This is a genomic window from Vibrio genomosp. F10 str. ZF-129, assembly GCF_000287055.2.
Lineage (GTDB): Bacteria > Pseudomonadota > Gammaproteobacteria > Enterobacterales > Vibrionaceae > Vibrio.
Map to the genome: position 1 here is coordinate 1 of NZ_AJYQ02000004.1, position 23,492 is coordinate 23,492.

Genomic DNA, 23,492 nt, shown 5'->3' on the forward strand with positions numbered 1-23,492 from the left:
AAAAAAAAGCCGCGCAATAAAGCGCGGCACCTTGGGCTCGGTTAAAGAGTTTGCTTTTTTTAGTCGTTCACATTCTTTATTTTCGTTATTGGTTTGCTTCGCCGTTATTGGCTTGCTTCGCTGTGTCTGCTAGGCATTTTGTGCTTTCAGTTTTAAACGCATCGCGTGTAACACGGGCTCAGTATAGCCATTCGGCTGAGCCCCCCCCTCAAATACCAACTGACAAGCCGCTGAAAATGCAATGCTGTTTTCAAAGTCTGGCGCCATGTTGCGGTAGTTCGGATCGCCAGCGTTTTGCTCATCCACCACTGCGGCCATGCGCTTCATGGTTCTCATTACTTGGGCTTCATTACAAATCCCATGACGTAACCAGTTGGCAATATGTTGGCTCGAAATACGCAGCGTAGCTCGGTCTTCCATCAAACCGACATCGTTAATATCTGGCACCTTAGAACACCCGACGCCTTGGTCAATCCAACGCACTACATAACCAAGAATACCTTGCGTATTGTTGTCCAATTCGTTTTGGATATCTTGAGCTGTCAGCTTTTGATTACCTAATAGCGGAATAGTCAGAATATCATCAACGTTCGCTCTCACTCGCTCTCGAAGCTCTTTTTGGCGGCTTGGTACACTCACTTTGTGATAGTGCAGAGCATGCAAAGTCGCGGCGGTTGGAGAAGGAACCCAAGCGGTATTTGCGCCCGCTTGAGGATGTCCGATTTTCGCATCCATCATCTTCGCCATATTGTCTGGCTCTGGCCACATACCTTTACCGATTTGAGCTTTACCTTGCAGGCCACAAGCTAAGCCAAGATCAACGTTCTGATCTTCGTATGCGCCAATCCAAGTCATGGTTTTCAGCTGTGTTTTAGGCGCAAATGGTCCCGCTTCCATACTGGTGTGAATCTCATCACCGGTTCGGTCTAAGAAACCGGTGTTGATGAACACAACACGATCTTTAGCCGCTCGAATACATTCTTTCAGGTTGACCGAAGTACGACGCTCTTCGTCCATAATGCCAACTTTGATGGTGTAGCGGTCTAAACCTAATGCATCTTCAATGCGGCCAAACAGTTCATTGGTAAACGCCACTTCTTCAGGGCCATGCATCTTAGGTTTTACAATATTGATGCTGTTTGCGGTCGAGTTTTGGTAAGCGCTGTTGCCTTTCAAATCATGCATTGCGATTAGCGAGGTGATCATGCCATCCATAATACCTTCAGGCACTTCATTGCCTTCGGCGTCAATGATCGCAGGGTTAGTCATTAGGTGGCCCACGTTACGTATAAATAACATGCTGCGGCCTTTCAGCGAGATCTCACCGCCCGTCACGCTGGTGTATTGGCGATCTGGATTCAAACTACGAACGATGGTTTTACCGTTTTTCTCTAGTGATTCTTGCAGATCACCTTTCATCAAACCTAGCCAGTTACGGTAAGCCAGTGCTTTGTCTTCACCGTCAACCGCAGCAACCGAGTCTTCGCAATCCATAATGGTCGTTAAAGCAGCTTCGACTAACACATCTTTAATACCAGCAACATCAACGCTACCAATCGGTGCGCTCGGGTCAATTTGAATTTCGATATGCAAGTTATTGTGCTTCAGCAGAATGCATGAAGGGGAACTTGCATCACCTTGATAGCCAATAAACTGGTCGCTATCAATGAGAGTGACTTCTTCACCGTTATCCAGTGTCGCTATCAACTTATTGCCGATGCTAGCGTTACTGATGCTGTATTTGGTGACGTCTTTATGAGAAACGCCATTTAGTGGCGCTGCATCATCAAGGAACTCACGAGCATAAGTCACGACTTTAGCACCACGCACAGGGTTAAAGCTTCCGCCCTTTTCCGCGCCATCACTTTCACTGATCACGTCCGTGCCGTAGAGCGCATCATATAGGCTGCCCCAACGCGCATTGGCTGCGTTAAGTGCAAAGCGGGCATTCATAATAGGCACAACGAGCTGCGGGCCTGCTTGTGTTGCGATCTCAGGTTCTACGCTCGCTGTCGTCACTTGAAAGTCATCGCCTTCAGAAACCAAATAGCCGATCTGCTGTAAGAACTGTTTGTACTCAATAGGATCTAGCGTTTGCCCAGCGCGCTCTTGGTGCCAAACGTCAATTTGATGTTGAAGATCGTCACGCTTGATAAGCAATGCGCGGTTCTTTGGAGCCAGATCTTCAAGGATGGTTGCAAATGATTGCCAAAAGTTTTCAGCGACAATGCCTGTTCCAGGAATCACCTGCTCATTAATTAATTGGTAGAGGGTGCTATCAATGTTCAAGCTTCCCTGTTGAATGCGACTGCTCATAAACTCTCTCTCAAACTAACTGATGGCTACTCAATAAATTTTCGTGTCTAGCTCAAATTTACGTTACTAGCTTAAATTTACTTTACTGACTTAAACTTACTTAACGGACATGAATTTAGCTAATTTATGCCCGTTATATTGGATATTCATATAAAAAATACCCCACAAACTGTGTTATTCCGTTACTCCACTCTCGATTTCGTTAGCGACACTTTTAATCAAACGACGCATCCACTGGTGGTCTGGATTGGTTTGCAATAATGGACTCCACGCCATTTTCACTTCAAACGGTTCAATCGCAAATGGCGCGGGTTTGATCAACAGCCTTGGATTATTTCGCTGCAATTGCGCGGCTTTGGTTGGAATGGTCAGGATCAGATTCTTCTGTTGAGCGAAGAGAATGGCTGATAGGTAATGTCGAGTAAACACCGTAATATTGCGTGTTTTTCCGATACGAATAAGTGCTTCATCTATCCAACCGAGCTTTTGTGCTTCACTTGGATTTATCCCCACCCCCGTTCCCATACCTGTCTTACTTACCCAGATATGTTGCGCCTTTAAATAGGACAAAATATCGAAGTTGTCGGCTATCGGGTTGTCACAACTAAATAGACAAGAAAACCCGTCGTGCCAAAGGCTCATCTGGTGAAACGACTGAGGAATATCGTCAAATCGGTTGATAATTATATCAACAGTACCTTGCTCTACATCCTGATAACTCACGTCACTTGGCGTCATGATATCCAGTCGTATTTTCGGTGCGATTTCACTTAACCTTTTCAGAAGAGGTTGAATAATGGTCGATTCTGCATAGTCACTCGCCATGATACGAAATACGCGTTCACTGTCTTCTGCATTAAACTCTGCGGTCGGCTGCAGTGTCTTTTCTACATTTGCCAGGATGTTTCGAATCAGTGGCTGCAACTTATGTGCGCGTTCGGTTGGTATCATCCCTTCACTGGTTCTCACTAATAGCGGGTCCTCAAAGAGATCACGCAATCGGCGAAGGCCATTACTCATGGCTGGCTGAGTAATACCCAATTGATTTGCTGCTCGTGTAACGTTTCTTTCACGTAGCAACATGTCTAAATACACAAGTAAATTAAGGTCTATACGAGCAATATTCATAAGAAAAATACCGAATATAATAACTATAAATTAACAAAATTATCACATGAGTGGTTATTCTTTGTCCATAGCAAAGTTTTAATCCAAGCCAATTTGGCAACCATACCCCACGTGAAACTAAGGAATAGTTATGTCGCAAATTACACAAGATATCGAAATGATAGAAGTTGCAAAAAGCGCTGCAGGTGCTCCATGGGATGCAATCAATGCTGAATCTGCTGCTCGTATGCGAGCTCAAAACAAATTCAAAACAGGTCTGGATATCGCGCAATACACGGCAGATATCATGCGTGCGGATATGGAGGCTTACGACAAAGACAGCTCTCAATACACTCAGTCTTTAGGTTGCTGGCACGGTTTTATCGGTCAACAAAAGCTGATTTCTATTAAGAAGCACTTTGATGGCAAGACAGATCGCCGCTACCTATACCTTTCTGGTTGGATGGTCGCTGCACTTCGCTCAGACTTTGGTCCACTTCCAGACCAATCAATGCATGAGAAAACGTCAGTTGCTGGCCTAGTAGAAGAACTATACACATTTCTGCGCCAAGCTGATGCTCGTGAACTGGGTGGTTTATTCCGTGAATTGGATGCCGCTCGTGAAGCGGGTGATGTGGACCTACAAAACCGTATCCAAGACAAAATCGACAACCATGTGACACACGTAGTGCCAATCATTGCCGATATCGATGCTGGTTTCGGTAACGCAGAAGCAACGTACCTAATGGCTAAACAGATGATTGAAGCGGGTGCTTGTTGTCTACAAATTGAAAACCAAGTAGCGGATGAGAAGCAATGTGGTCACCAAGACGGCAAAGTTACAGTTCCACACGCTGACTTCCACGCGAAACTTCGTGCGCTTCGTTACGCTTTCCTTGAACTAGGCATCGACAACGGCATCATTGTTGCTCGTACCGATTCACAAGGTGCTGGACTAACAAAAGAAATCGCAGTGGTGAAAGAGCCGGGCGACCAAGGTGACATCTACAACTCATACCTAGATGTTGAAGAGATTGATGTTGCTGATATGGCTGAAGGCGATGTTTGCTTCAACCGCGACGGCAAGCTAGTTCGACCTAAGCGTCTGCCTTCAGGCTTATACCAATTCCGCGAAGGTACGGGCGAAGATCGCTGTGTATTCGACTGTATCGAAGCCATCAACGCAGGTGCTGACTTACTTTGGATTGAGACTGAGAAACCACACATCGGTCAAATCAAAGAGATGATGGATGGCGTACGTGAAGTACACCCTAATGCGAAACTGGTTTACAACAACTCGCCATCATTCAACTGGACGCTAAACTTCCGTCAGCAAGCTTACGATGCGATGGTAGCAGAAGGTAAAGATGTTTCAGCTTACGACCGTGCAAACCTGATGAGTGCGGAATACGACGAAACAGAATTGTCTGCAAGTGCGGACGATAAGATTCGCACATTCCAAGCGGATGCATCTCGTGAAGCGGGTATCTTCCACCACTTGATTACTCTACCGACTTACCACACTGCAGCGCTGTCTACTGACAACCTTGCAAAAGAATACTTCGGTGACCAAGGCATGCTGGGCTATGTTGCAAATGTTCAGCGCAAAGAGATACGCCAAGGCATCGCTTGTGTTAAACACCAAAACATGTCTGGTTCAGACATCGGTGATGATCACAAAGAATACTTCGCGGGTGAGAATGCACTAAAAGCCGCGGGTGAAGCGAATACGTCTAATCAATTTGATTAACCGCTAACGCTAAAGCCTCCTCCGCTATTGTTTCTTACTTGATTAAGGAACCGGGGGAAGGCTTTGAGATAAAGCTACGACTGCCAGCTTTATCTCAAAGCCTAAGAATTGTGTTCTACACCACGGTCAGCTAAGCAACATCTGTTTAAGCTAACTGTATTCATGTTTGTTGAGATTCATGTTTGTTGATATTCCTTTTGATTGAGAGTGCCTATGACTTCAATACCGAAACACCTACAAGATGCAAAAACGCTGCTATCAGAAAATGGATTCGCAACGGGTGATACATGGTATCACGGCACATCTTCAGCCTTGCTTGCTTCTATCCAAGGCCAAGGACTGAAACGCTCAGGAGACAAAGCACTCAATGAAGCCGCTTTGAAAACCATGGCTACGATTGGTAATAACTACACAGAATCAGTCGAACCTGTGTTCCTTACTCAGAGTAAAGAGTTGGCGTATTACTGGGCACAACAAACCGTTCGTGAGCGTAGTGTTCGTTTCGAAGGGGAAGAACAGCCTATCGTATTAGCGGTAAACCTGTCTGAAAAGCAACGTGCCAAAGTAAGACCGGACGTAGGCGCAATGAGCCTGTTGATGATGAGTGTTGGTGAACAATTCATGTCTCACCTCACTGAAATTTATCAAGCCAACCACATTGTAGGCCCCGACATCGAGCTTCGCACAGCTGATCGTATGGACTACTTGAACAAACTGGGGATGGCTTACATTGATGAAGACATCAGCCGAGCTTGTGTACAAGAGCTATCTGAACCTGAGCTGGCTATCTAGCTCAACTTAGCTGGCTCAACTTAGCTGGCTCAACCTAGCTGGCTCAATTTAATTAGCTCGATTTCACAGCTAAGTGAGCTCTTGATAGAACTAATCCAAGAGTGTTTGGACGTAGTCTGCGATTTCTTGGTTTTGGCAATGATCAAAGAAGTATTGTTGGAAACGCGCGCTACCAACCGCTGTTTTGACGAGATCTTGGTCAATTGCTCTTAGCGAATCGATAAAGTTATCTTTTACCACCGCTGCTTTTACTTCATTCAAAATTGCTGCATTACGCTGTTGTGGCTCTGCACGTTCTAGTGGGTAACCTTTTCCACGCTCACCAGTGAACGCTTTTTCGAATATATAACGGATATTCAGCTCACCTGCCCAGCCAAAGCCCTTGGCAAAAGCGAGAGCAATAGCATTACCGTTATTGATTTGGTTAAACAAGAATGCATCTGATGGTTCTAAACAGTAGCCACAAACCACACCTGGATGCAGATTCAGTGACATCAAAGCACCTTGACCTGTGCCACACCCTGTCACAACAAAATCCACAGCCTTTGAGTTGATCAAAACACTCGCCATGATACCGAGATGAATATACGTTAAGTGGTGATCGTTATCGTCTGTCATGCCTAAGTTGAAAACATCGTGACCAAGACCACCCGCCACTGATTCTAGCTCAGCGGCCACCATGGCATTTTTACTTGCCTGACTGTTTTCCATCATTAAAGCGATTTTCATTTATCTTCTCCTGCAAGATTGCTGCAAACTCAAAATTTAGAATAAAAAACCAATTAGCGGGCTAACCAACCACCATCGACCGCGATGGTGTAGCCATTAATATAGTCCGATGCTGGTGATGCCAAGAACACACAAGGACCTGCGATATCCTGCGGCGTACCCCAACGTTGGGCGGGGATACGATCCAGAATCGCTTGATTGCGCACGGCATCTTCACGCAGAGCTTGAGTATTGTTCGTTTCCATATAACCGGGTGCTATCGCATTCACGTTGATATTGTCGCGCGCCCATTCGTTCGCCATCGCACGTGTCACTCCCATCACAGCACTTTTTGAAGCAGTATAAGAAGGAACTCGGATGCCACCTTGGAATGAAAGCATCGATGCAATGTTAATGATCTTTCCGCCAGTACCTTGAGCCTTAAACTGCTTTGCAACCGCCTGAGACATAAAAAATACCGTCTTGGTGTTCACGTTCATTACGTCATCCCAATCTTGCTCTGAGAACTCAATCGCATCTTGGCGACGAATAATTCCGGCATTGTTCACGAGGATGTCGACTTGGCCAAACTCAGTCAAAGTACGCTCTATGATCCCGGGAATGCACGCTTGATCGAGAAGGTCAGCACGAACGTTTAGGAACGCATGGCCTGCTGCATTCATTTTCTCAATAGTCCCTTCAGGCTCTGTACGGTTAACACCGACAACTTTGCAACCTGCTTCTGCTAGGCCTAACGCTATACCTTGCCCAAGTCCCGTGTTACAGCCTGTCACTATCGCGACTTTACCTTTCAGACTGAATGACTCTAACAGCATGTCCGCTTCCTCAGTTACGTTTGTATTTATGATGTAACATTATGATACGCCCAATTAAATCATACAATAATATATAAATGCGAGAGTGACGTTAAAAAGATTCGAACTAGGATCAAAATTAGCCCCACTTAATTGCCCCAACTCCCTTAAACGAGTTAGAACTGAAATAACAACTCGTTTAGTTTCCATTTAAGTGCAGATCTGTGACATCCCCAGAGCAGAATCGCCCCTCTCACTGATCTATTTCCTCCTACTCACAGTACAAGTTATTAATAATTCGATATAAATCGCTCTATTTTTCCAATTTGTTGTCTACAGTGATATAGAGCTTATCGCGGTATTCATTACTACCAATCGACGCGCTTTGATAGCCCCCCTTTCGATACAAGGATAGGAAATGGAAAACCCAGTTGTCACGCTGAAACATGCCAGCAAAAACTTTGTTGATGGTAAAGACACCCATAGTGTATTGGAGAGCATCGACTTCGACCTAGCGCCAGGGGCAAGCGTGGCTTTGACAGGTTCGAGTGGCAGTGGAAAAAGTACCCTACTCAACCTAATCGCGGGCTTTGAACCACTTTCAGGTGGAGAACTGTGGCTCGATGGCGAGAAAACATCAGCTTGGAAAGATCCACAATGGAGCCGCTTCCGCCATCAAAAACTGGGCGTTATCTTTCAGCAGTTCAACTTGTTAACCCCACTCAACGTAAAACAAAACATCGCGTTCCCATTGCATTTGAATCAACAAAAATGGGGAGACTGGTGTGATTACTTAGTGGAAGCGTTAGGCATCAGTGAACTGCTCGATAGGCATGTATCAGCGCTCTCTGGCGGACAACAACAACGAGTTGCCATCGCACGTGCGTTAGCCCATAAACCGAAACTTTTGCTTGCCGATGAGCCCACAGGCAACCTCGACCACAAAGCCGGTTTAGAAGTGATGAGGTTGCTGAACGAAATCACCACGCAAGGCAACACGGCTGTGCTTTTGGTTACACACAGTCCCGAATGTGCCAGTTTTATGCAGACACAACTGGTGTTAGACGATGGAGAGTTAAAGCGTGTAGAGCTAAACCAAAGTCAAGCCAGCGAGAAACCTCATGCGGACAGTTAACTTAACTCACTCTAGGTTAAATCACACCAGGCTCACTCACACAAAACTTACGCTAAACCTATTCGCTGCGCACTATCGCCAATCGCCCTTGCAAGCGGCGGCGATCTTGATTGGTATCGTGTTGGCGGTCACCCTGTTTGTCGCGGTGCAAGCCATCAACCTTAATGCCCAACGCAGCTATGCTGAATCCACAGAACAACTGAGTGTCCAAGCGAAAAACCTGATCATTCCACCAGCGGGGCAAAACTACTTACCAGAATCGCTTTACTTTAAGCTAAGACAAAATGGATTAAGCGCGATACTACCCGTGATTGAAGGGCGAGTAAGAGACGAACAAGGTCGTCGTTGGTCGGTACAAGGCAGTGAATTGATCGCCGCTCTCACCTCAAGATCTCGCTATTCTACCGACAAGCTAGCCGAAAACGATGGAACGTCAGAAAACAGTCAAAACATATCTCTGTTCGACAACGCCATACCGCTTCCTCAACTGTTAGCTGGCAAATCCATCGTTATGATGAGCCAATCACAACATCAAAGCTTAGACGAATTAAAAACACTGACGCTCGATGAAGTAGTCACCCAAGTGGTCGTGCTGCCCGATGAATGGCAACTGGGTAGTCGGATGTTGATGGACATTGGATTCGCTCAGCAATTACTGAACAAGCAAGGCCAACTGAGCTACATCGCTGTTTTTGATACCAAGACCCACGATCAAGACAAATGGCAGAATCTGATCGCCGAGCAAGGGCAATGGATTTCCAACAACCAAAGTACGGATCTCGGATCTATTACCGACAGCTTTCACCTCAACCTCACTGCCATGAGCTTACTGGCTTTCTTGGTTGGTTTGTTCATCGCTTACAACGGCGTGAAGTACAGCTTGCTCAAACGTAATCGGCTGTTAGTACAAATTCAGCAAGCCGGAGTTTCACCAAGCATCGTGCTCTCAGCTCTGATAATCGAGCTCATTGCTTTAGTCACACTAGGCGCATCACTCGGTTTCGTTTTGGGTATTCAGTTGAGCCATTGGCTACACCCAACCGTTGCGATAACCCTTGAGCAACTTTATGGCGCAACGCTATTGCCTGGCACATGGCATTGGCAATGGTTTGTACAAGCTTTATTACTCACGTTAGCGGCGACGTTAGTCGCGTGTTGGCAGCACTTTAAGCAGCGTATTCGACAACCGCTCTCTTCTCATGGCGGTTTTTACCAAACTCAAGAGACTTCAAATGAAAACCAGTTATTTACTATCGGCGTAGTGCTGACCGCTATCGCGTTGGCTGGCTTATGGCTCAGCGAGCATCATCGCTTCACTATGGCGTGGCTTGGTGTGTTGGTAGTGTCGATTCCTTTGTATCTGCCCAAAACGCTCTGCGTGTTAGCAAATTGGAGTGAACAACGAACTCAGTCAGGGTTGATGCAGTATCTGTTTGCTGAACTGCGAGAGCTGATATCTCCCCTTTCCCTTGCCATGATGGCGCTACTACTTGCTGTGACTGCCAACATGGGAATGAATACGTTAGTCGGCAGTTTTGAATCCACCCTAAAGCAGTGGCTAGAACAGCGATTGCACGCCGATATTTACATTAGCCCAGCTCAAGGTGAAATCGCTAATGTCGAGCGCGCATTGGAGGAGTTTGAAAGCGTTGAAACCGTCTACAAGCAGTATTACGTCGATGATAACTTGCAAGGCTTACCGATTTTACTCGGCACCAAAGACAAGGACACATTAGAGCAAACCATGGTATTCCAATCGCAGCTTGATACGTTCTGGTCACGCTTTTACCAAGGTGAATTAGTGGCGATCAGCGAACCCACGGCGGTGAAGCTCGGCTTATCATTGAACAGCGAACTAAAACTCGACGCTATCCCAGACAAATCACTAACAGTTGGCGCAATTTTCCATGATTACGGCTCACCCAATGGCGAAGTGTTGCTTGCCCCTAATTTATGGTTTGAAAGTGGCTTTACTGATCTACCCATCAGCCTGGGCATCAAAGTCTCCGATAACCCGCAACAGGTATACAAACAACTAAAGCAGCAATTGAATTTGCACCCTAGCCAGCTTTACGATCAGGCGCAGATCAAATCGATCGCTTTAGGTATCTTCTCGCAAACCTTTGCCATCACTCGGGCGCTTAATGGCGTTACCTTAATGGTGGCGGTGATTGGCTTGTTCTGCGCCTGCTTCATGTTGCTCGATGCACGTAAGGCCGCTATTGCAAGGTTGCACGCGCTTGGCGTTAGCCGCAAGAAATTGATGGCGATGGTGCTCGGGCAAATCGTTGCACTTGTCGCCTTTACTTTGGTTATTGCCATACCGCTTGGTGCTATGGTTGGTTACGTGCTCACCGACATTGTTACCCTACGTGCCTTTGGGTGGAGCTTAAACTACCAGTGGAACTGGAGTGATGCGCTCAGCATTTCCGCGATCACGATTATGGTGGCAGTGATTGCAACACTCATTCCCCTATGGCGCTTGGTCAGTAAGCCCGTGGTATCTAGCTTGCAAAGTGAGGTGCTGTAATGAACGTTGGTGTGAAGAGTAAGCTAATGAAAATGTCCGTTTTCTTAATTGGGATGCTAGCCCTTTGGGGCTGTGAAAAATCAGGCCAACAAACAACACAAAGTATGGGGGCGATACTCGGCAATGAAAAACAGACCGACGATGAAACACAAGAAGACGGTGCTCAATTCACCCCAGTAGTCAAAGGCGTGGAGTTCACCTTCCCTGCCGACCACCAAGCCCACCCAAGCTTTCGCCATGAGTGGTGGTATTTTACCGCAAACTTACGCGATGAAAATGGCCATCATTTGGGCGTACAGTGGACACAGTTCCGCTTTGCCTCTGCCCCTCAAGAAAACGACCATCAGACAAAGCAGCCTAAGCAAACCGCATGGCAAAGCCAACAGATCTACCTGGCGCACAGTGCCGTTACCTCTAAAGACAAACACTACGCCGATGAAAAGTGGTCTCGTGACCAAACAGAATTGGCAGGCGTTGAGGCTTCACCATTTCGTGTCTATCTTGATGATTGGCAGTGGAACTCTTCAAGCGATGATCTGTTCCCTGCAACCTTGAATGCTAACTCCAATCAGTTTGGCTACTCGTTAACACTCACTAGCGACTCGCCCTATCAGAAACAGGGCGAGGACGGCTACAGCACGAAGAGCAGCGATGGCAAAGTCGCTTCCTATTACTACAGCCAGCCGTTTATCGATGTATCAGGCGTAGTGACGATTGATGGCACAACACATCTCGTTTCGGGTAAAGGTTGGATTGACAGAGAGTGGAGTTCACAGTTCTTACTCGACTCACAACAAGGCTGGGATTGGTTTGCACTTCGGCTCAATAATGAAACCAGCTTAGTCGTGTTTCAGCTTAGAAACTCGACAACAGACGAAGCCAATTATTCCCATGCAAGGTTAATGCAGCAAGATGGTTCTGGCATCGCGATTAAGCAGCGAGACATCAGCTTAACCGCCATCAAGAAAACTGAAATCGATGGGCGTGACTACCCAACAGAATGGCGAATGGCGATTCCAACTCAACAAATCGACCTGACCATCTCAGCACTCAATCCAAACGCCCAAATGCCTCTGTCTATCGCCTATTGGGAGGGTCCAATCGTAATTAAAGGTTCTCATTCCGGTTCTGGTTATATGGAGCTGACAGGCTACTAAGCAAAGCCTGAATAGTTGGTACTAACAACGACGTTGCCACATCATCAGGCCTCGCTTTATACGTCATTAATTCAGCATGCCATCATCTAAATATCAAGATTAACTGTATACGCTGGCCCGGTAGGAGAGCCTTAGAATATATTAACGAAGGGTAAATAGATGGTGGTTTTTATATCATTACATAAAACGTATGCGCTTTTGATGCGCTTGTTTTGATTTGACTGTATAAAAATTTCGTTGTGAAGGATCATTCAAATAAGAGCGGTTCATCACTTTAGGTGTTACTATTTCCCTCCACACAAATTATATCTGTCACTTTATGCCCTCTTTCTCTTTAACGCTTATCCCTGTTGGGGTTAGATTTATGCTTCTTTCTGCATTTGGATTTGCGCTCATGTCCGCTTGCGTGAAGTACATTAGCAATTATGGCATCCCGGTATTTGAAATCGTTGCGGCCCGAGCATTAGTCTCTTTAATCATCAGTTATTTGGATGTAAAGCGAAAAGGCATTTCTGTATGGGGTAACAATAAACCGCTACTCTTTGTGCGTGGCGCGGTAGGAACAGCAGCATTGATGTGCGTTTATTATGCGGTTACAACGTTACCTTTGGCCGAAGCGACGATCTTGCAATACGTTCACCCCATATTTACTGCATTGCTCGGGGTTTTATTTCTGAAGGAGCGTATTCAGCAATCAACCATTATCTGTATAGCGTTCTGCCTGGCAGGTTTATTGGTCATGGTTCAACCAAACATCAGCAGCGAAGTAGCCAACGAGCTACCACTGTTTAGTATTCTGATTGCGTTATGCGGTGCGTTTGGCAGCTCTATCGCCTATGTAATCGTAAGAAAGCTGAGTCAGACGGAAGACAGTTCGGTGATCATATTCTATTTTCCATTGGTCGCTTTGCCTATCTCTACCCTTCTTATCTGGAACCACTTTGTGTGGCCGAGTCTGTTTCTCACGGTCATGCTCATTTTAGTCGGCATCTTCACGCAAATCGGTCAATATGGCCTAACCAAAGCGATGCAAACCCAAGCGGCAGGAAAAGCGTCTGCTTATTCTTATATACAGATTGTATTTTCTGCGCTACTTGGGGTTTGGGTGTTTAATGAAATCCCTTCAGTGTGGACGTATTTAGGTGGCGGTTTGATAGTGACAGGGGCGTTAATCAATGTGTTTGGCAAACAGATTTTAACCCCACTCAAAAGGTAAATAACGTAAAGTGCCATAATTTCAGTGAGTTAATACAAATGTGCATTTATTTCACTTTCACTTGGAAATAACGGTAGCTATTTATAAAACTAAGCGTATAGTTACCGCTTGGCTCTTGAATAAGAGTTGTTAATGTTACATTTAGTCCAAGTTCCCTCATAGACAGTTCTCGATAAACCTCGTTACACCATCTTTGCGTCAGCTTTACCTCAATCGATCATTCAATAGCTTTACACCAACAGCCTCATTAAATATTCGTCGATTTTCGTCGCCATTGATTGCGTAAAATTTATGCGATTTGATCGCTATCGGTCATCGGCACTCAATAAACCTGTAATAAATTAAAGGCACAATTATGTCTAAAAGAACAACACGACAAATCCATTGGTACAAATTGTCACGAGAAAAGTCACTAACAAAATCACAAGGTATTAAATGTTCAAAATTGAAATAAACTTGCTTAACGAAGACCTATCTTGGGTCGCAGAAATACGACAGTTAAACAGCGATATTCTACATCGCCACATATTGCCAAAGCTTCAAGACACAAGCTACCTGATCGACTTTGAATTCAATGATCGAGACAGTACCGGTACGATTTTATCGAATACCGGCAGTACGCTAGGACATTTCACAGTCCTATAGCGACAGAGACAACGCCATGTCTCTCATCATCAAAAGTAAGAACTAAATAAAGCAAAAAAGAATCAAACCTAGTCACCGGCATTTCACCTCGCGGCTCACGCTAACTAGGTTATCCTCTTCTTTTTTGCTGAACTTTTTTGCTAACCCCTTGTTTTTATTTGCTTAACTTTGCATTCCCAAACACCTCTTTTCTTTCACGCCAAACCAAAACACTCCTTGTGATAAACAAGCGTGGTATAAGGCAGGAATGGTGTGGTGAGATAACGCCGCCTTTATAAATCGTTCAAAAACACCATCAAGCTTTCTCTCTGCGCTTTATCCAATTGCAACACGGCTTGTTGCTGAGTGCTCGCCTCACCACCATGCCACAAAATGGCTTCCATAATGGTTCGCGCACGACCATCGTGTAAGAAGGTTGCGTTTGGATCCACGGTTTGCGCCAAACCCAATCCCCATAGAGGTGCAGTACGCCATTCGTTGGCTTGTGCCAAGAACTCAACTTGAATGTTCCCTTGAACAAACTTGCTGTGTTTATCAAAGTCCGTCAACTCTAGCCCCATGTCATGCAACAACATATCGGTATATGGGTAAATCTTTTGACCGGACAGTTCTGGAAACTCTTTTGATTGTTGTGTTGTATAACTTTCTGTATGGCATTGATGACAGCCAATATCATTAAAGAGTGCTTTGCCCGCCAAGACCTTTTCATCATAAGCGTTGCGGCGCTCTGGGACGGATAAATGGCTAGAATAGAAAACCACTTTTTCCAGTACTTTAGACGAGACCTCATGACTGTATTCGCCCGTCATATCACCATTTCCACTCGGTGCAGCCAAACAATCTTTTTGATGTGGCATGCAATTTTCAGTCGTAAACAACTCCGTGGTGAGCCCCATATCTCCTAAAAACGCCCCAGCGGTTTGCTGCCTGATGGTTGGCTGACCCGCTTTCCAGCCAAAGCGTCCCAAAGCAACTGCATCTTCGTCGACCGACCACACAAAGTTAGCTCGGCCAGAAATGCCATTATTATCTTTATCTTCAATATCTTGCTGAGCGAGGATCTGAGCCTCATCAATCAATGCAAGTAAACCTAAACCGATCATCTGAGGGGCCACACGAGCTGATAACACAGTATCATTATTGATGTCACAACCCTGCGCTTTGACATGCCAAGTTGGACGGCGTAATTCCACGCTTTCACCATCACTAAACTCGACATGGTAATATTGGTAACTAACGGCTTGGGTTGCCTCTTTTGCTATCCCAAAATTTGATTGATGCTGAAGCTGACCGCCGATACAAGTGTCAGGAACATTGGCCATCAACGACTGGTTGATCGCGTCTTGCTGTTCTTGAGTTATGTCACTTTTCGATGCCCGTAACAGCATGCTGTTAAAATCGGTACCACGCATGCCCTTTTCTGCTTTAGAAGCGTGGCCTCGTCCATCTCGAATATGACAATCTTGGCAGGCATTATTGTTAAATAGTGGACCGAGGCCATCTTGTGAGCTAACGGAACCAACGGCTTGCGCCCAAGGCTCTTCAAAGAATTTGTTGCCGCCGTGGAATTTTAGAATGTTTCTACCGTCGGTTAAATTCGCTGAAGGTTGAGAAAATGCGGAGGCATGAACAGATTTTACCGAGGTCGCTCCAGCAGACAGATGCTGTTGTTGATCAATGTCATTCGCCATAACGCAAGTGGATAACAGGCCAATGATCGAGAATACTATTTTAGTCATTTGTTCGAGTCTTTTAACGTGAAAAAGACAACCCGCAGGTTGCCTTAAAATTACCATTTAGAAAGGCGCAATTAGTCGCCGCTGCCATCAAGCGTTAACGCCTGGATAGAAAGCAACTCTTCCACTGATGCAAACGCTGAAGTCAATTCAACAAGCTCGTAAACCGCGGCCAATGCTGCTTGCTTCTCTTTACCATTTTCATCCTGACCAATAATCTGATCAAAGCGAATTGGGTTTGCTTGCTCACCTGCATCATAAACCACTCTCATGTTTGTCTCGATGCTGTTCAACGCGTCATCAAACTGCTTATAAAGAACTGGGCTCTTTTGCTTGATTAGGTCAGAGACACTGGCACCAGAGACAACAGAACCGTCCAGTTTTTCATAACGGCCGTAAAAAGCGTTACGTACACTTTGGTGGTTGTAATAAATAGCAACATGACTTAAGTCACTAAAGCAATCATGCTCTTGTTCCGGATCGACACCTTCTAGACCTTCGTTCATGCGCGCAGAAGCCAGTTCGTCAGTCGCCATCGCTTTCATAGCGAACAAGATGTAACGGATCCCATCTTCTGAGTTATTGAAGTTATTCGCCAGTGTCCCTTCTGTCATCACCGCTTTTTCTGTCCATTCGGCTGTCATCGCTTTCAGATCGTCAACGACAAGTTGAGTTGCAACACTAAGGTATTGACGACGACGGTCACAATTAGATGCACTGCATTGACCGCTCGCGTCTGTTTGGAAATCATTAACACTGCGTTCGCCAGCCCCTGGGTTAGTACCGTTTAAATCCTGGCCCCATAAAAGGAATTCAATGGCATGATAACCCGTGGTCACATTGGCTTCGCCACCAACACCATTTTGATCTATCAGGTATTGTGCTGTAATTTCTGGACCATTTACTTGGTTGATGATGCCAGCATTCGCGTTGCCTTGAACATAATCAATCGCTTGTTCATCGAGTGGCCACGCATTGACTTGCCCTTCCCACTCATCAACACTGACCAATCCACCGTCTTTGTCTAATCCTGCTTCAAGCGTAATATCGGTATCCCAACGCATAATTTCAGACTGCTGATAAGGCACTCGCGCCAGCTTATAAGCGGCTTTGGCATTCTCTAAATTTTGCTCTGTCGGTTTCGCTAGAAGTGCTTCGATAGATTGTTGTAATGTCAGCGCCGTCGTCAGTGAATCCGCATAAGCCGCATGTGCCATGCTGATGTAGTTTGCTTTTACATCTTGCTCTGTCACAGGACTTACTTGCTTGGTTTCAGTCTCGTTCGTGCACCCGACGATAGCGGTCATTGATAAAACCGCAGCCGACATAGATTTTTTTGTAAACATTAAACTATCTTCCTGATATTGATTGAAGTTACGTTAGAGAATAAATTATTGATAATGGTTATCATTTGAATAATGATAGTGATTTGCATTTACAATTGCAAACATTTTGTTACTATCCTTAACGCTCGAGTTAACAATACGTTATGGCGTATGGATTACGGCAAATACGAAGGGAATGTGTATTGGTATGCATAAATGGAAAATAGCTAATCCGTTGAGAATAGTTAATCAGTTAAAAATAGTTAAGTTGAAGCTATTTAGATTGAAGACCGTTACGTGGGAGTCAATAGATTGAAAAAAGTGATGTTAGGAAGAGACCGTGGATTGGCATGAGACGTTATTGTCACCGTTGACATTTCTAGTGTCTGCTGAAAAGCGAACTTATTGGCTATATCTATTAAGCAGTTTCCTGATCGCATACTGGATCTCAGGAACACAATTGTTCAAGCTAAAATTATGGTTTAACGCATCAAGTGTCGTAGACGTCATTTGGCTGTTCATCAACCAATGGCTTTTCAAGTTACTTGTTTTGCCCTTAATGGCACTTCAGGTCAGCTACGCTCTCTCGGTCAATCAATGGTTGGTGCAGGCTTTCGGTCATGGCAATTTTTGGAAAATTGATCAGGCGCTGTTAATGTTACTGTTTTCTTTTTCCTTATTTTTAGTCCAAGATTTTTTTAAATTCCTTGTCCACTTCTCTTTCCATAAGCTCCCATTTTTATGGCGATTTCACGCGGTTCACCACAGTGCAACCAATATGACCCCGCTAACCTTGTACCGTATCCACCCTGTCGAAATGTGCATTAATGCCGCTCGAAGTCTTATCGTTGGTGCCAGCGTTACTGGTTTATTTTTGTATGCTTTTCAGAACTCTCTTGCCGTTAGCCAAATCATAGGCGTCAATGTATTTATCTTTGCCTTTAATCTTTGCGCCAGTAATTTAAGACACAGTCCTGTTTGGCTTGGGTTTTCAAAACTTGAACACCTTTTTATTAGCCCCGCCCAGCATCAAATACATCACAGTGTTCAGCCAAAGCATTATGATAAGAACTTTGGTTCAGCGTTAGCGATATGGGACAAACTGTTTGGTTGTCATGTTCTTAGTGAAGGACAACAGGTCACTGGGTTTGGATTAGATCAGTCTTTGGTTAATCGACAAACCGTAAAGCAACAATGGTGGGGAATAGGTCAGTAACGTCTGCTACTGACCTTTTATATTAACGCCCATGTTTTAGCGTCGATCTTAAATTATTTCGTCCATTCGGCAAAAATGGCTTCTGCTAGTGCTTCATTTTCAGTCATAAAGTAAGGGACGTTAAGCGTGCCGTGACGCCCTTCATTAAAGATAATGAAATCTTCACTGGCGATAGTAGTTCGAGAGATTTCCCAATCTCCACCATCTTGAGCACCCTGTATGACCAAATCATTCCCTTGAATGAGCCAATCTAAAGCGCGAGTTTGGCCATTTTCAGTCAACTCGAGACGGTTACCTTGCTCCGCAAAACTCAGCTTAACAAAAGAAGGATTCGGCGTGCCAGTGGTTGAATCATCCCAAAAATGGTAGAAAGTTTTCCCTTGATAGTCACTGGCAGTAACGTCTTGGTAAGCATTAACATAACCGGTTTTAACATCGGTTTTGGTCATGAATCCAAGCTCACCGAAACCCGTCATTAATATCGTAATATCGTCACTGACATAAATCACCTCATCCAAACTATCCGTCCCAACTTTAAATCCCTTGGCAAAATATTGAATCGGCCAAGTGAACGTTCGACCACTACCGTTGATCACAGTTTGTTCAGTTTCTGCGAAATCCAGCTCGAAAATACCTTCATCATTAAACTCATACTGGTTGGTATGAACGTAATAAAAGGTGCCCTCTAGGAAATGCGCTTTTAGCGTTTTAGGCATATCAACCGCAGAAATAACCCCACCACTGCCTACCTTATACAAGAGTTTGTCTAAGTTCTTTCCTGTATTCACATCACTGTCGATTTCACTTTTGATGCTACGCGCTACATCCATAAACTCAGATTGCGGAACATCATCACTGCCAATGACTTGTGTTAGCGCTCTTGCCAATGCGTGTGCTTGCGACGCCACATCACTATTGCCTGATGAAACTTTCTGCGATACATAGTCACCTTCAATCACCTCAACAGGGAGGTTAACCTGGCTAGCAAGCTCCTCTAAAGATAGATTTTCATTACTCGCAATCGTCGAAAATGGGGTGACTAGGTTAATGCGGCTGTCCGCTATGAATTCAAAACTGCTCTTTAAGCGCCCTGCTTTATCGGAATCATACGTTTGTCCAGCCACGGCTCTGATAATGACAGGGTATTGTTTATCTGCTTCATCAAGGACAAACTCTCCATTCTCATCAGTTTTTGCAGGGAGTAGCTCATTCCCATCAGCCACACGGTTTTTGTTCCTGTCTACATACACATCAGCCCCAATTAGGTAACCGTCTATCGCTTTATAGACTTCATTTCCTGAACCGCTGGCACTTGGAGCAGCTACGTTTTCGTTATCATCACTACCACATGCACTCAGTGTAAGAGTCGCCATCATGGCCCACAATAGATTCGTTTTTTTCATCGATTTCATTCCTAGTAATCGTGTTTCTCTGCTTGATTTAAAGAGAGAATCTTCTGTAAAATCAGCGCCATCATAATGAATGGCCAAACATTCATTCAAGGAACGAATGTTATGAAAAAAACCGTAAATTTAATTCACGTTTTGTGGACTCGACATGAGTTCTAGTGAAAATGCGACCTCTCTGTTTTACGATTATTTGGATGTTGATGACAAAGACGCTTGGTTACATAAGCTGCAATCTTCCAATCTTGCCGACTATCTGAAGATACAACCTCTCATTCAGGCTCACTCGTCCGATGAATTACATTTGACCGCCATCATTGATGATCAACTTGTCCAATGCGCCGATTCTGTGCCTAACCTCTCAGGTCATACCGTCGACAAATTCAAAGTTGGTGAACAACTAGATGAAGGTGGAATGAGTGTTGTCTATCTCGCTGAACGCAAAAACAAAACCTTTGATCAGTCCGTCGTGATTAAGTTTTTTCGACGTTCTCTGCACAAGCTGCTGGACCGCTCTACCATGTTTAACGAAGCCAAAATGTTGGCTCGCCTCAATCATCCCAACATTGTTAAAGTGATCGATGGCGGCAGTTATCAGGGCATCAACTACCTGGTCATGGAACGGATTGAAGGACGAAAGCTCAACGAGTTTTTGGCGCATACGCGTTATAGTAAAAAACAACGCCTAGAGCTGTTTCTTAAGGTCTGTTCTGCAATCAGTCACGCTCATAAACATCAAACGCTGCATGCCGATCTCAAGCCCGAAAACATACTAGTCGAAGCATGTGGTACGCCAAAAGTGATTGATTTCAATATGATTCAACGGGACGAGCAAGATTCAGAAAAATCGTCAATCCTGGCTCTTAGTCATCGTTATGCCGCCCCCGAACAAAAAGAAGGAGACTATCTCACCAATTCAGCAGATATTTATTCCTTGGGCGTGATCATAAAAGAGTTACTCAGTGGTGTTGATGATCAGAATGAAACGAATCAAAAGAATGAACTTAGGTTAATCATAGATAAAGCCACCCACTTAAACATCGGCGAGCGCTATCAATATGTCGAACAGTTTGCCGACGATATCCGCTGTTATCTAGCGTATCAACCCACTTCGCTCAATCGTTCGTTTTCCAAGCGCTTGACGCTTTTATGCCGTCGGCGACCAATCGTAACCACCCTCTCTTCACTACTGGTGATTTCAACATTTTGCTTTCTAGCATTACTCGTTGTTGCCAATCAAAAAATTGAACGCGAAAAAGCGACCGTTGAGAAGATGTTACTCGAACTCACCGCCATTTTTCATTACGAAAGTAGTCACCCAATCATTACCAAAAATATCATCGATGTCGCTAAGAAACGATTGCTTTCCAACCCCTCGTTACCTGAAGAAATTCGTCACAAGTTGCTATTAAGTGATTTCATTGAACCAAAACAAAAACCCGAATCATTAATAAGTTGTGATTCATCCCATTCATGTAAAGAGTAAAGGAGTCTCTTAAATGAAAGTTATTATCGCTGTGTTAAGCGCGGTACTACTGCACTGCACGCAGGCTATGGCCGCCGCTCAAACCGGTTTTTTTATTGACGCACCCATTACTGGTATTCAATACGTCACCAGTTCAGGAATAGAAGGACAAACGGATCAAGGCGCTTATCAATTTTCAGACGGCGATGTCGTGGATTTCTATCTTGGTGAGGGCCCAAGTGCATTCCACTTAGCTTCCGTATCCGCTGAAAAATGGGTTTCCCCCAACTCAATGACTGTCACGCATACGCGTACAATCAATATGACTCGTTTGTTGTTAGCCATGAGTGATTTCAATAAAAGCGACAATATCCTAACCGTTAACCAAGCTAAAATTTCGCAACCTGCGGTTCAAGATTTTCTAGGTGAACTCAATTTAATCGAATTGGATACACTGGCTCAACGCTATGATATTGAGATCCCTTCCGTAGGTGAAGCCGCTGCTCATTTACAGTCAAGTTACCAATACATCAAACAATCCCTTTCGTCAGATGAAATCGTCTATGCTCCTCGTGATACAGAGCTACGAGATATCTTAATCAAAACTCGCAACTATCAAGGCCACTTGTGTTTCTACAATGTCGATGAAATCGATAACCCGAGCTATGTCGGCCCTGTGGGCAGTACGACGTATAAAATCACCAATAAAGGCATATTTGAGTACCCTGATAATGGCGATCGATACGGCAGTAACGATGGCGTCATTGCAAGCTGTGATGTTGATTTAAGGGCAAAAAGAACCGAAGAAGAGTTCCATGAAGTCTCCAGTTTTGAGGGATGGTCCGGTTTGTTTGCGTGTGCTCTTAAAGGCTGCACTCGTACTAACCTAAGTGGCTATGTGGTAGAAGAGTACGATTCTGGCAACAGCTATAAATATCGAGCTAATGCGATGACTTTCAACCCAAGCACACAAATCGTTCTCAATAAAAAACAAGGATTAGGCCAACACGAAAAAGTAGATGGCCCAAATAATGCTGAGTTCATCTGGTTTACCTTTGCCAGTCGTGATGTCACGCCCCTGTCATTTGAAGGGCAATGGCAAGAAAAACAGATAAACAAAGAGGGGGTAAGCTATCGCTGCCTTGACATTAAACAAGGACAGGTTTGGGCTACGCCATTCTCAGACTCGCATTGTAGAGCTCGTAACAGTGCAGGTTTCAAGAATGCCAGTGTAGAATTTGGGGACATGTGGTGGCTTCAAAGTAGTGCTAAAGACCTTTACTTTTATCACCTAAATATCCCTGTAGCATGGAAAGATAGCAACCAAACTCAACACTACACAACGTGGGAATACCTGCCCGTGAGTGACAGCCTAAATAACGGCATCCTCTACCGTTATCAACAAATCTTAGATGAGAAAGATCAGTCACTCCGCACCTCTCAGGTGTCCGAACTGACCAAACTGTGAGACACACATGAACTTAACCGACCTAATTCTGAGATGGCAATCTGGTGAGAAAGAAGTGGAGCAACAACTCTATCTTTACGCTTACGAACACCTAAAAGTGATTGCTCAACAAGAAAGATTACGTAGCTCACAAAAATTTGGTGAGCACAATCCAGTATTCAACGAGCTTTCGAACAACACCACCGCGCTCATCAATGAGGCTTATGTAAAACTCAGTCAGTATTCTGATTGTGATGTGGGCAATAGAAAGCAGTTCTACCTGCTGGTAAGTAAAGTCATCCGGCAAATACTTGTGGATCAGGCAAGATACTTTGGAGCCCAGAAGCGCCAAGAGATAACCATTAGCGAACGGCCTAAAGACTTGAACAATATCATTGAAATCAATCAGATTATCGATTCATTTTGTAGAAAATACCCAGCCCAAGGAGAGGTAGTTAAGCTTAAGTACTTTCTAGGAATGAGCGTCAAAGAGATAAGCACTCTCTTACAAAGCAGCGCCAGTAAAATTGAAAAAGATCTCAGTTTTTCAAAAAGTTGGTTACGAGTACATTGCTCGTAGCTCTGACTCACCAGACCTAATCTGTATTTTCAACCCAAGCAACGACTCATAGAAAGAGCGGTGAACTCACTGCTCTTTTTCAGGATTTTTTAGACCTAGCGACCTAGTACTATCATGACGCCTCTAACGCAGTATCAATACCCAAC

18 protein-coding genes are annotated in these 23,492 nt (G+C 44.7%); 11 read left to right on the forward strand and 7 right to left on the reverse strand.

All coding sequences use genetic code 11. The annotated features are described in order from the left end of the window. Window positions 1-129 precede the first annotated feature (129 nt). Together A1QO_RS01150 and A1QO_RS01155 are read right to left on the reverse strand one after the other, a co-directional pair. Window positions 130-2,316 (reverse strand): malate synthase G, encoded by a 2,187-nt coding sequence (locus tag A1QO_RS01150; protein WP_017041127.1) that lies wholly within the window; start codon window positions 2,314-2,316, stop codon window positions 130-132. A gap of 174 nt (window positions 2,317-2,490) precedes the next feature. Next, the gene (locus tag A1QO_RS01155) at window positions 2,491-3,444 is read right to left on the reverse strand and encodes a LysR family transcriptional regulator (protein ID WP_017033103.1); all 954 of its coding nucleotides are present in this window, start codon (window positions 3,442-3,444) and stop codon (window positions 2,491-2,493) included. Between the two features lie 130 nt (window positions 3,445-3,574). Here A1QO_RS01155 and A1QO_RS01160 point away from each other — a divergent pair, with 130 nt between their 5' ends. Together A1QO_RS01160 and A1QO_RS01165 are read left to right on the forward strand one after the other, a co-directional pair. Next, a complete protein-coding gene (locus A1QO_RS01160; RefSeq protein ID WP_017038821.1) occupies window positions 3,575-5,173 on the forward strand; it encodes an isocitrate lyase in 1,599 nt (532 codons plus the stop codon). 213 nt (window positions 5,174-5,386) lie between these two features. After that, a complete protein-coding gene (locus A1QO_RS01165; protein WP_017039755.1) occupies window positions 5,387-5,965 on the forward strand; it encodes a hypothetical protein in 579 nt (192 codons plus the stop codon). A gap of 90 nt (window positions 5,966-6,055) precedes the next feature. Here the strand turns inward: A1QO_RS01165 and A1QO_RS01170 are convergent, their stop codons facing one another. Continuing rightward, window positions 6,056-6,694 (reverse strand): RpiB/LacA/LacB family sugar-phosphate isomerase, encoded by a 639-nt coding sequence (locus A1QO_RS01170; RefSeq protein WP_017041128.1) that lies wholly within the window; start codon window positions 6,692-6,694, stop codon window positions 6,056-6,058. A gap of 53 nt (window positions 6,695-6,747) precedes the next feature. Next, the gene (gene kduD / locus A1QO_RS01175; protein WP_017041129.1) at window positions 6,748-7,509 is read right to left on the reverse strand and encodes a 2-dehydro-3-deoxy-D-gluconate 5-dehydrogenase KduD; all 762 of its coding nucleotides are present in this window, start codon (window positions 7,507-7,509) and stop codon (window positions 6,748-6,750) included. Window positions 7,510-7,906: 397 nt separating this feature from the next. On the opposite strand from kduD, the gene A1QO_RS01180 reads away from it, so the two are divergent. The 5 genes from A1QO_RS01180 to A1QO_RS01200 all read left to right on the forward strand — a co-directional run bounded on the left by A1QO_RS01180 (window position 7,907) and on the right by A1QO_RS01200 (window position 14,171). Further along, window positions 7,907-8,623, forward strand: a complete 717-nt coding sequence (locus tag A1QO_RS01180) for an ABC transporter ATP-binding protein (protein WP_017041130.1) — start codon at window positions 7,907-7,909, stop codon at window positions 8,621-8,623. Further along, window positions 8,610-11,153 (forward strand): ABC transporter permease, encoded by a 2,544-nt coding sequence (locus tag A1QO_RS01185; RefSeq protein WP_017041131.1) that lies wholly within the window; start codon window positions 8,610-8,612, stop codon window positions 11,151-11,153. Before A1QO_RS01180 ends, A1QO_RS01185 begins: the two co-directional genes overlap by 14 nt. A gap of 26 nt (window positions 11,154-11,179) precedes the next feature. Beyond that, a complete protein-coding gene (locus A1QO_RS01190; RefSeq protein ID WP_431354861.1) occupies window positions 11,180-12,310 on the forward strand; it encodes a lipocalin-like domain-containing protein in 1,131 nt (376 codons plus the stop codon). A gap of 319 nt (window positions 12,311-12,629) precedes the next feature. Then, window positions 12,630-13,526 (forward strand): DMT family transporter, encoded by an 897-nt coding sequence (locus tag A1QO_RS01195; RefSeq protein WP_026026880.1) that lies wholly within the window; start codon window positions 12,630-12,632, stop codon window positions 13,524-13,526. Between the two features lie 435 nt (window positions 13,527-13,961). After that, window positions 13,962-14,171 (forward strand): hypothetical protein, encoded by a 210-nt coding sequence (locus tag A1QO_RS01200; RefSeq protein ID WP_017033112.1) that lies wholly within the window; start codon window positions 13,962-13,964, stop codon window positions 14,169-14,171. A gap of 272 nt (window positions 14,172-14,443) precedes the next feature. Here the strand turns inward: A1QO_RS01200 and A1QO_RS01205 are convergent, their stop codons facing one another. After that, window positions 14,444-15,910, reverse strand: a complete 1,467-nt coding sequence (locus A1QO_RS01205; RefSeq protein ID WP_017039762.1) for a di-heme oxidoredictase family protein — start codon at window positions 15,908-15,910, stop codon at window positions 14,444-14,446. Window positions 15,911-15,981: 71 nt separating this feature from the next. After that, window positions 15,982-17,253 (reverse strand): imelysin family protein, encoded by a 1,272-nt coding sequence (locus A1QO_RS01210; RefSeq protein ID WP_017038828.1) that lies wholly within the window; start codon window positions 17,251-17,253, stop codon window positions 15,982-15,984. 319 nt (window positions 17,254-17,572) lie between these two features. Between A1QO_RS01210 and A1QO_RS01215 the strand changes: the two genes are divergently transcribed. Further along, window positions 17,573-18,448 carry a sterol desaturase family protein gene (locus A1QO_RS01215; RefSeq protein ID WP_017041133.1) on the forward strand — a complete coding sequence of 292 codons (876 nt, stop codon included), beginning with the start codon at window positions 17,573-17,575 and terminating at the stop codon, window positions 18,446-18,448. A gap of 53 nt (window positions 18,449-18,501) precedes the next feature. Here the strand turns inward: A1QO_RS01215 and A1QO_RS01220 are convergent, their stop codons facing one another. After that, window positions 18,502-19,851 (reverse strand): hypothetical protein, encoded by a 1,350-nt coding sequence (locus A1QO_RS01220; protein WP_017041134.1) that lies wholly within the window; start codon window positions 19,849-19,851, stop codon window positions 18,502-18,504. A 154-nt stretch (window positions 19,852-20,005) separates the two neighbouring features. Here A1QO_RS01220 and A1QO_RS01225 point away from each other — a divergent pair, with 154 nt between their 5' ends. The 3 genes from A1QO_RS01225 to A1QO_RS01235 are packed head-to-tail and all read left to right on the forward strand — an operon-like array spanning window position 20,006 to window position 23,346. Further along, complete coding sequence (locus A1QO_RS01225; protein WP_017041135.1) at window positions 20,006-21,340, forward strand: serine/threonine protein kinase; 1,335 nt, start codon at window positions 20,006-20,008, stop codon at window positions 21,338-21,340. 13 nt (window positions 21,341-21,353) lie between these two features. After that, window positions 21,354-22,787 carry a hypothetical protein gene (locus A1QO_RS01230; RefSeq protein ID WP_017041136.1) on the forward strand — a complete coding sequence of 478 codons (1,434 nt, stop codon included), beginning with the start codon at window positions 21,354-21,356 and terminating at the stop codon, window positions 22,785-22,787. A 7-nt stretch (window positions 22,788-22,794) separates the two neighbouring features. Next, window positions 22,795-23,346: an ECF-type sigma factor gene (locus tag A1QO_RS01235; protein ID WP_017041137.1), complete on the forward strand. Its 552-nt coding sequence runs from the start codon at window positions 22,795-22,797 to the stop codon at window positions 23,344-23,346. Window positions 23,347-23,492: the final 146 nt, after the last annotated feature.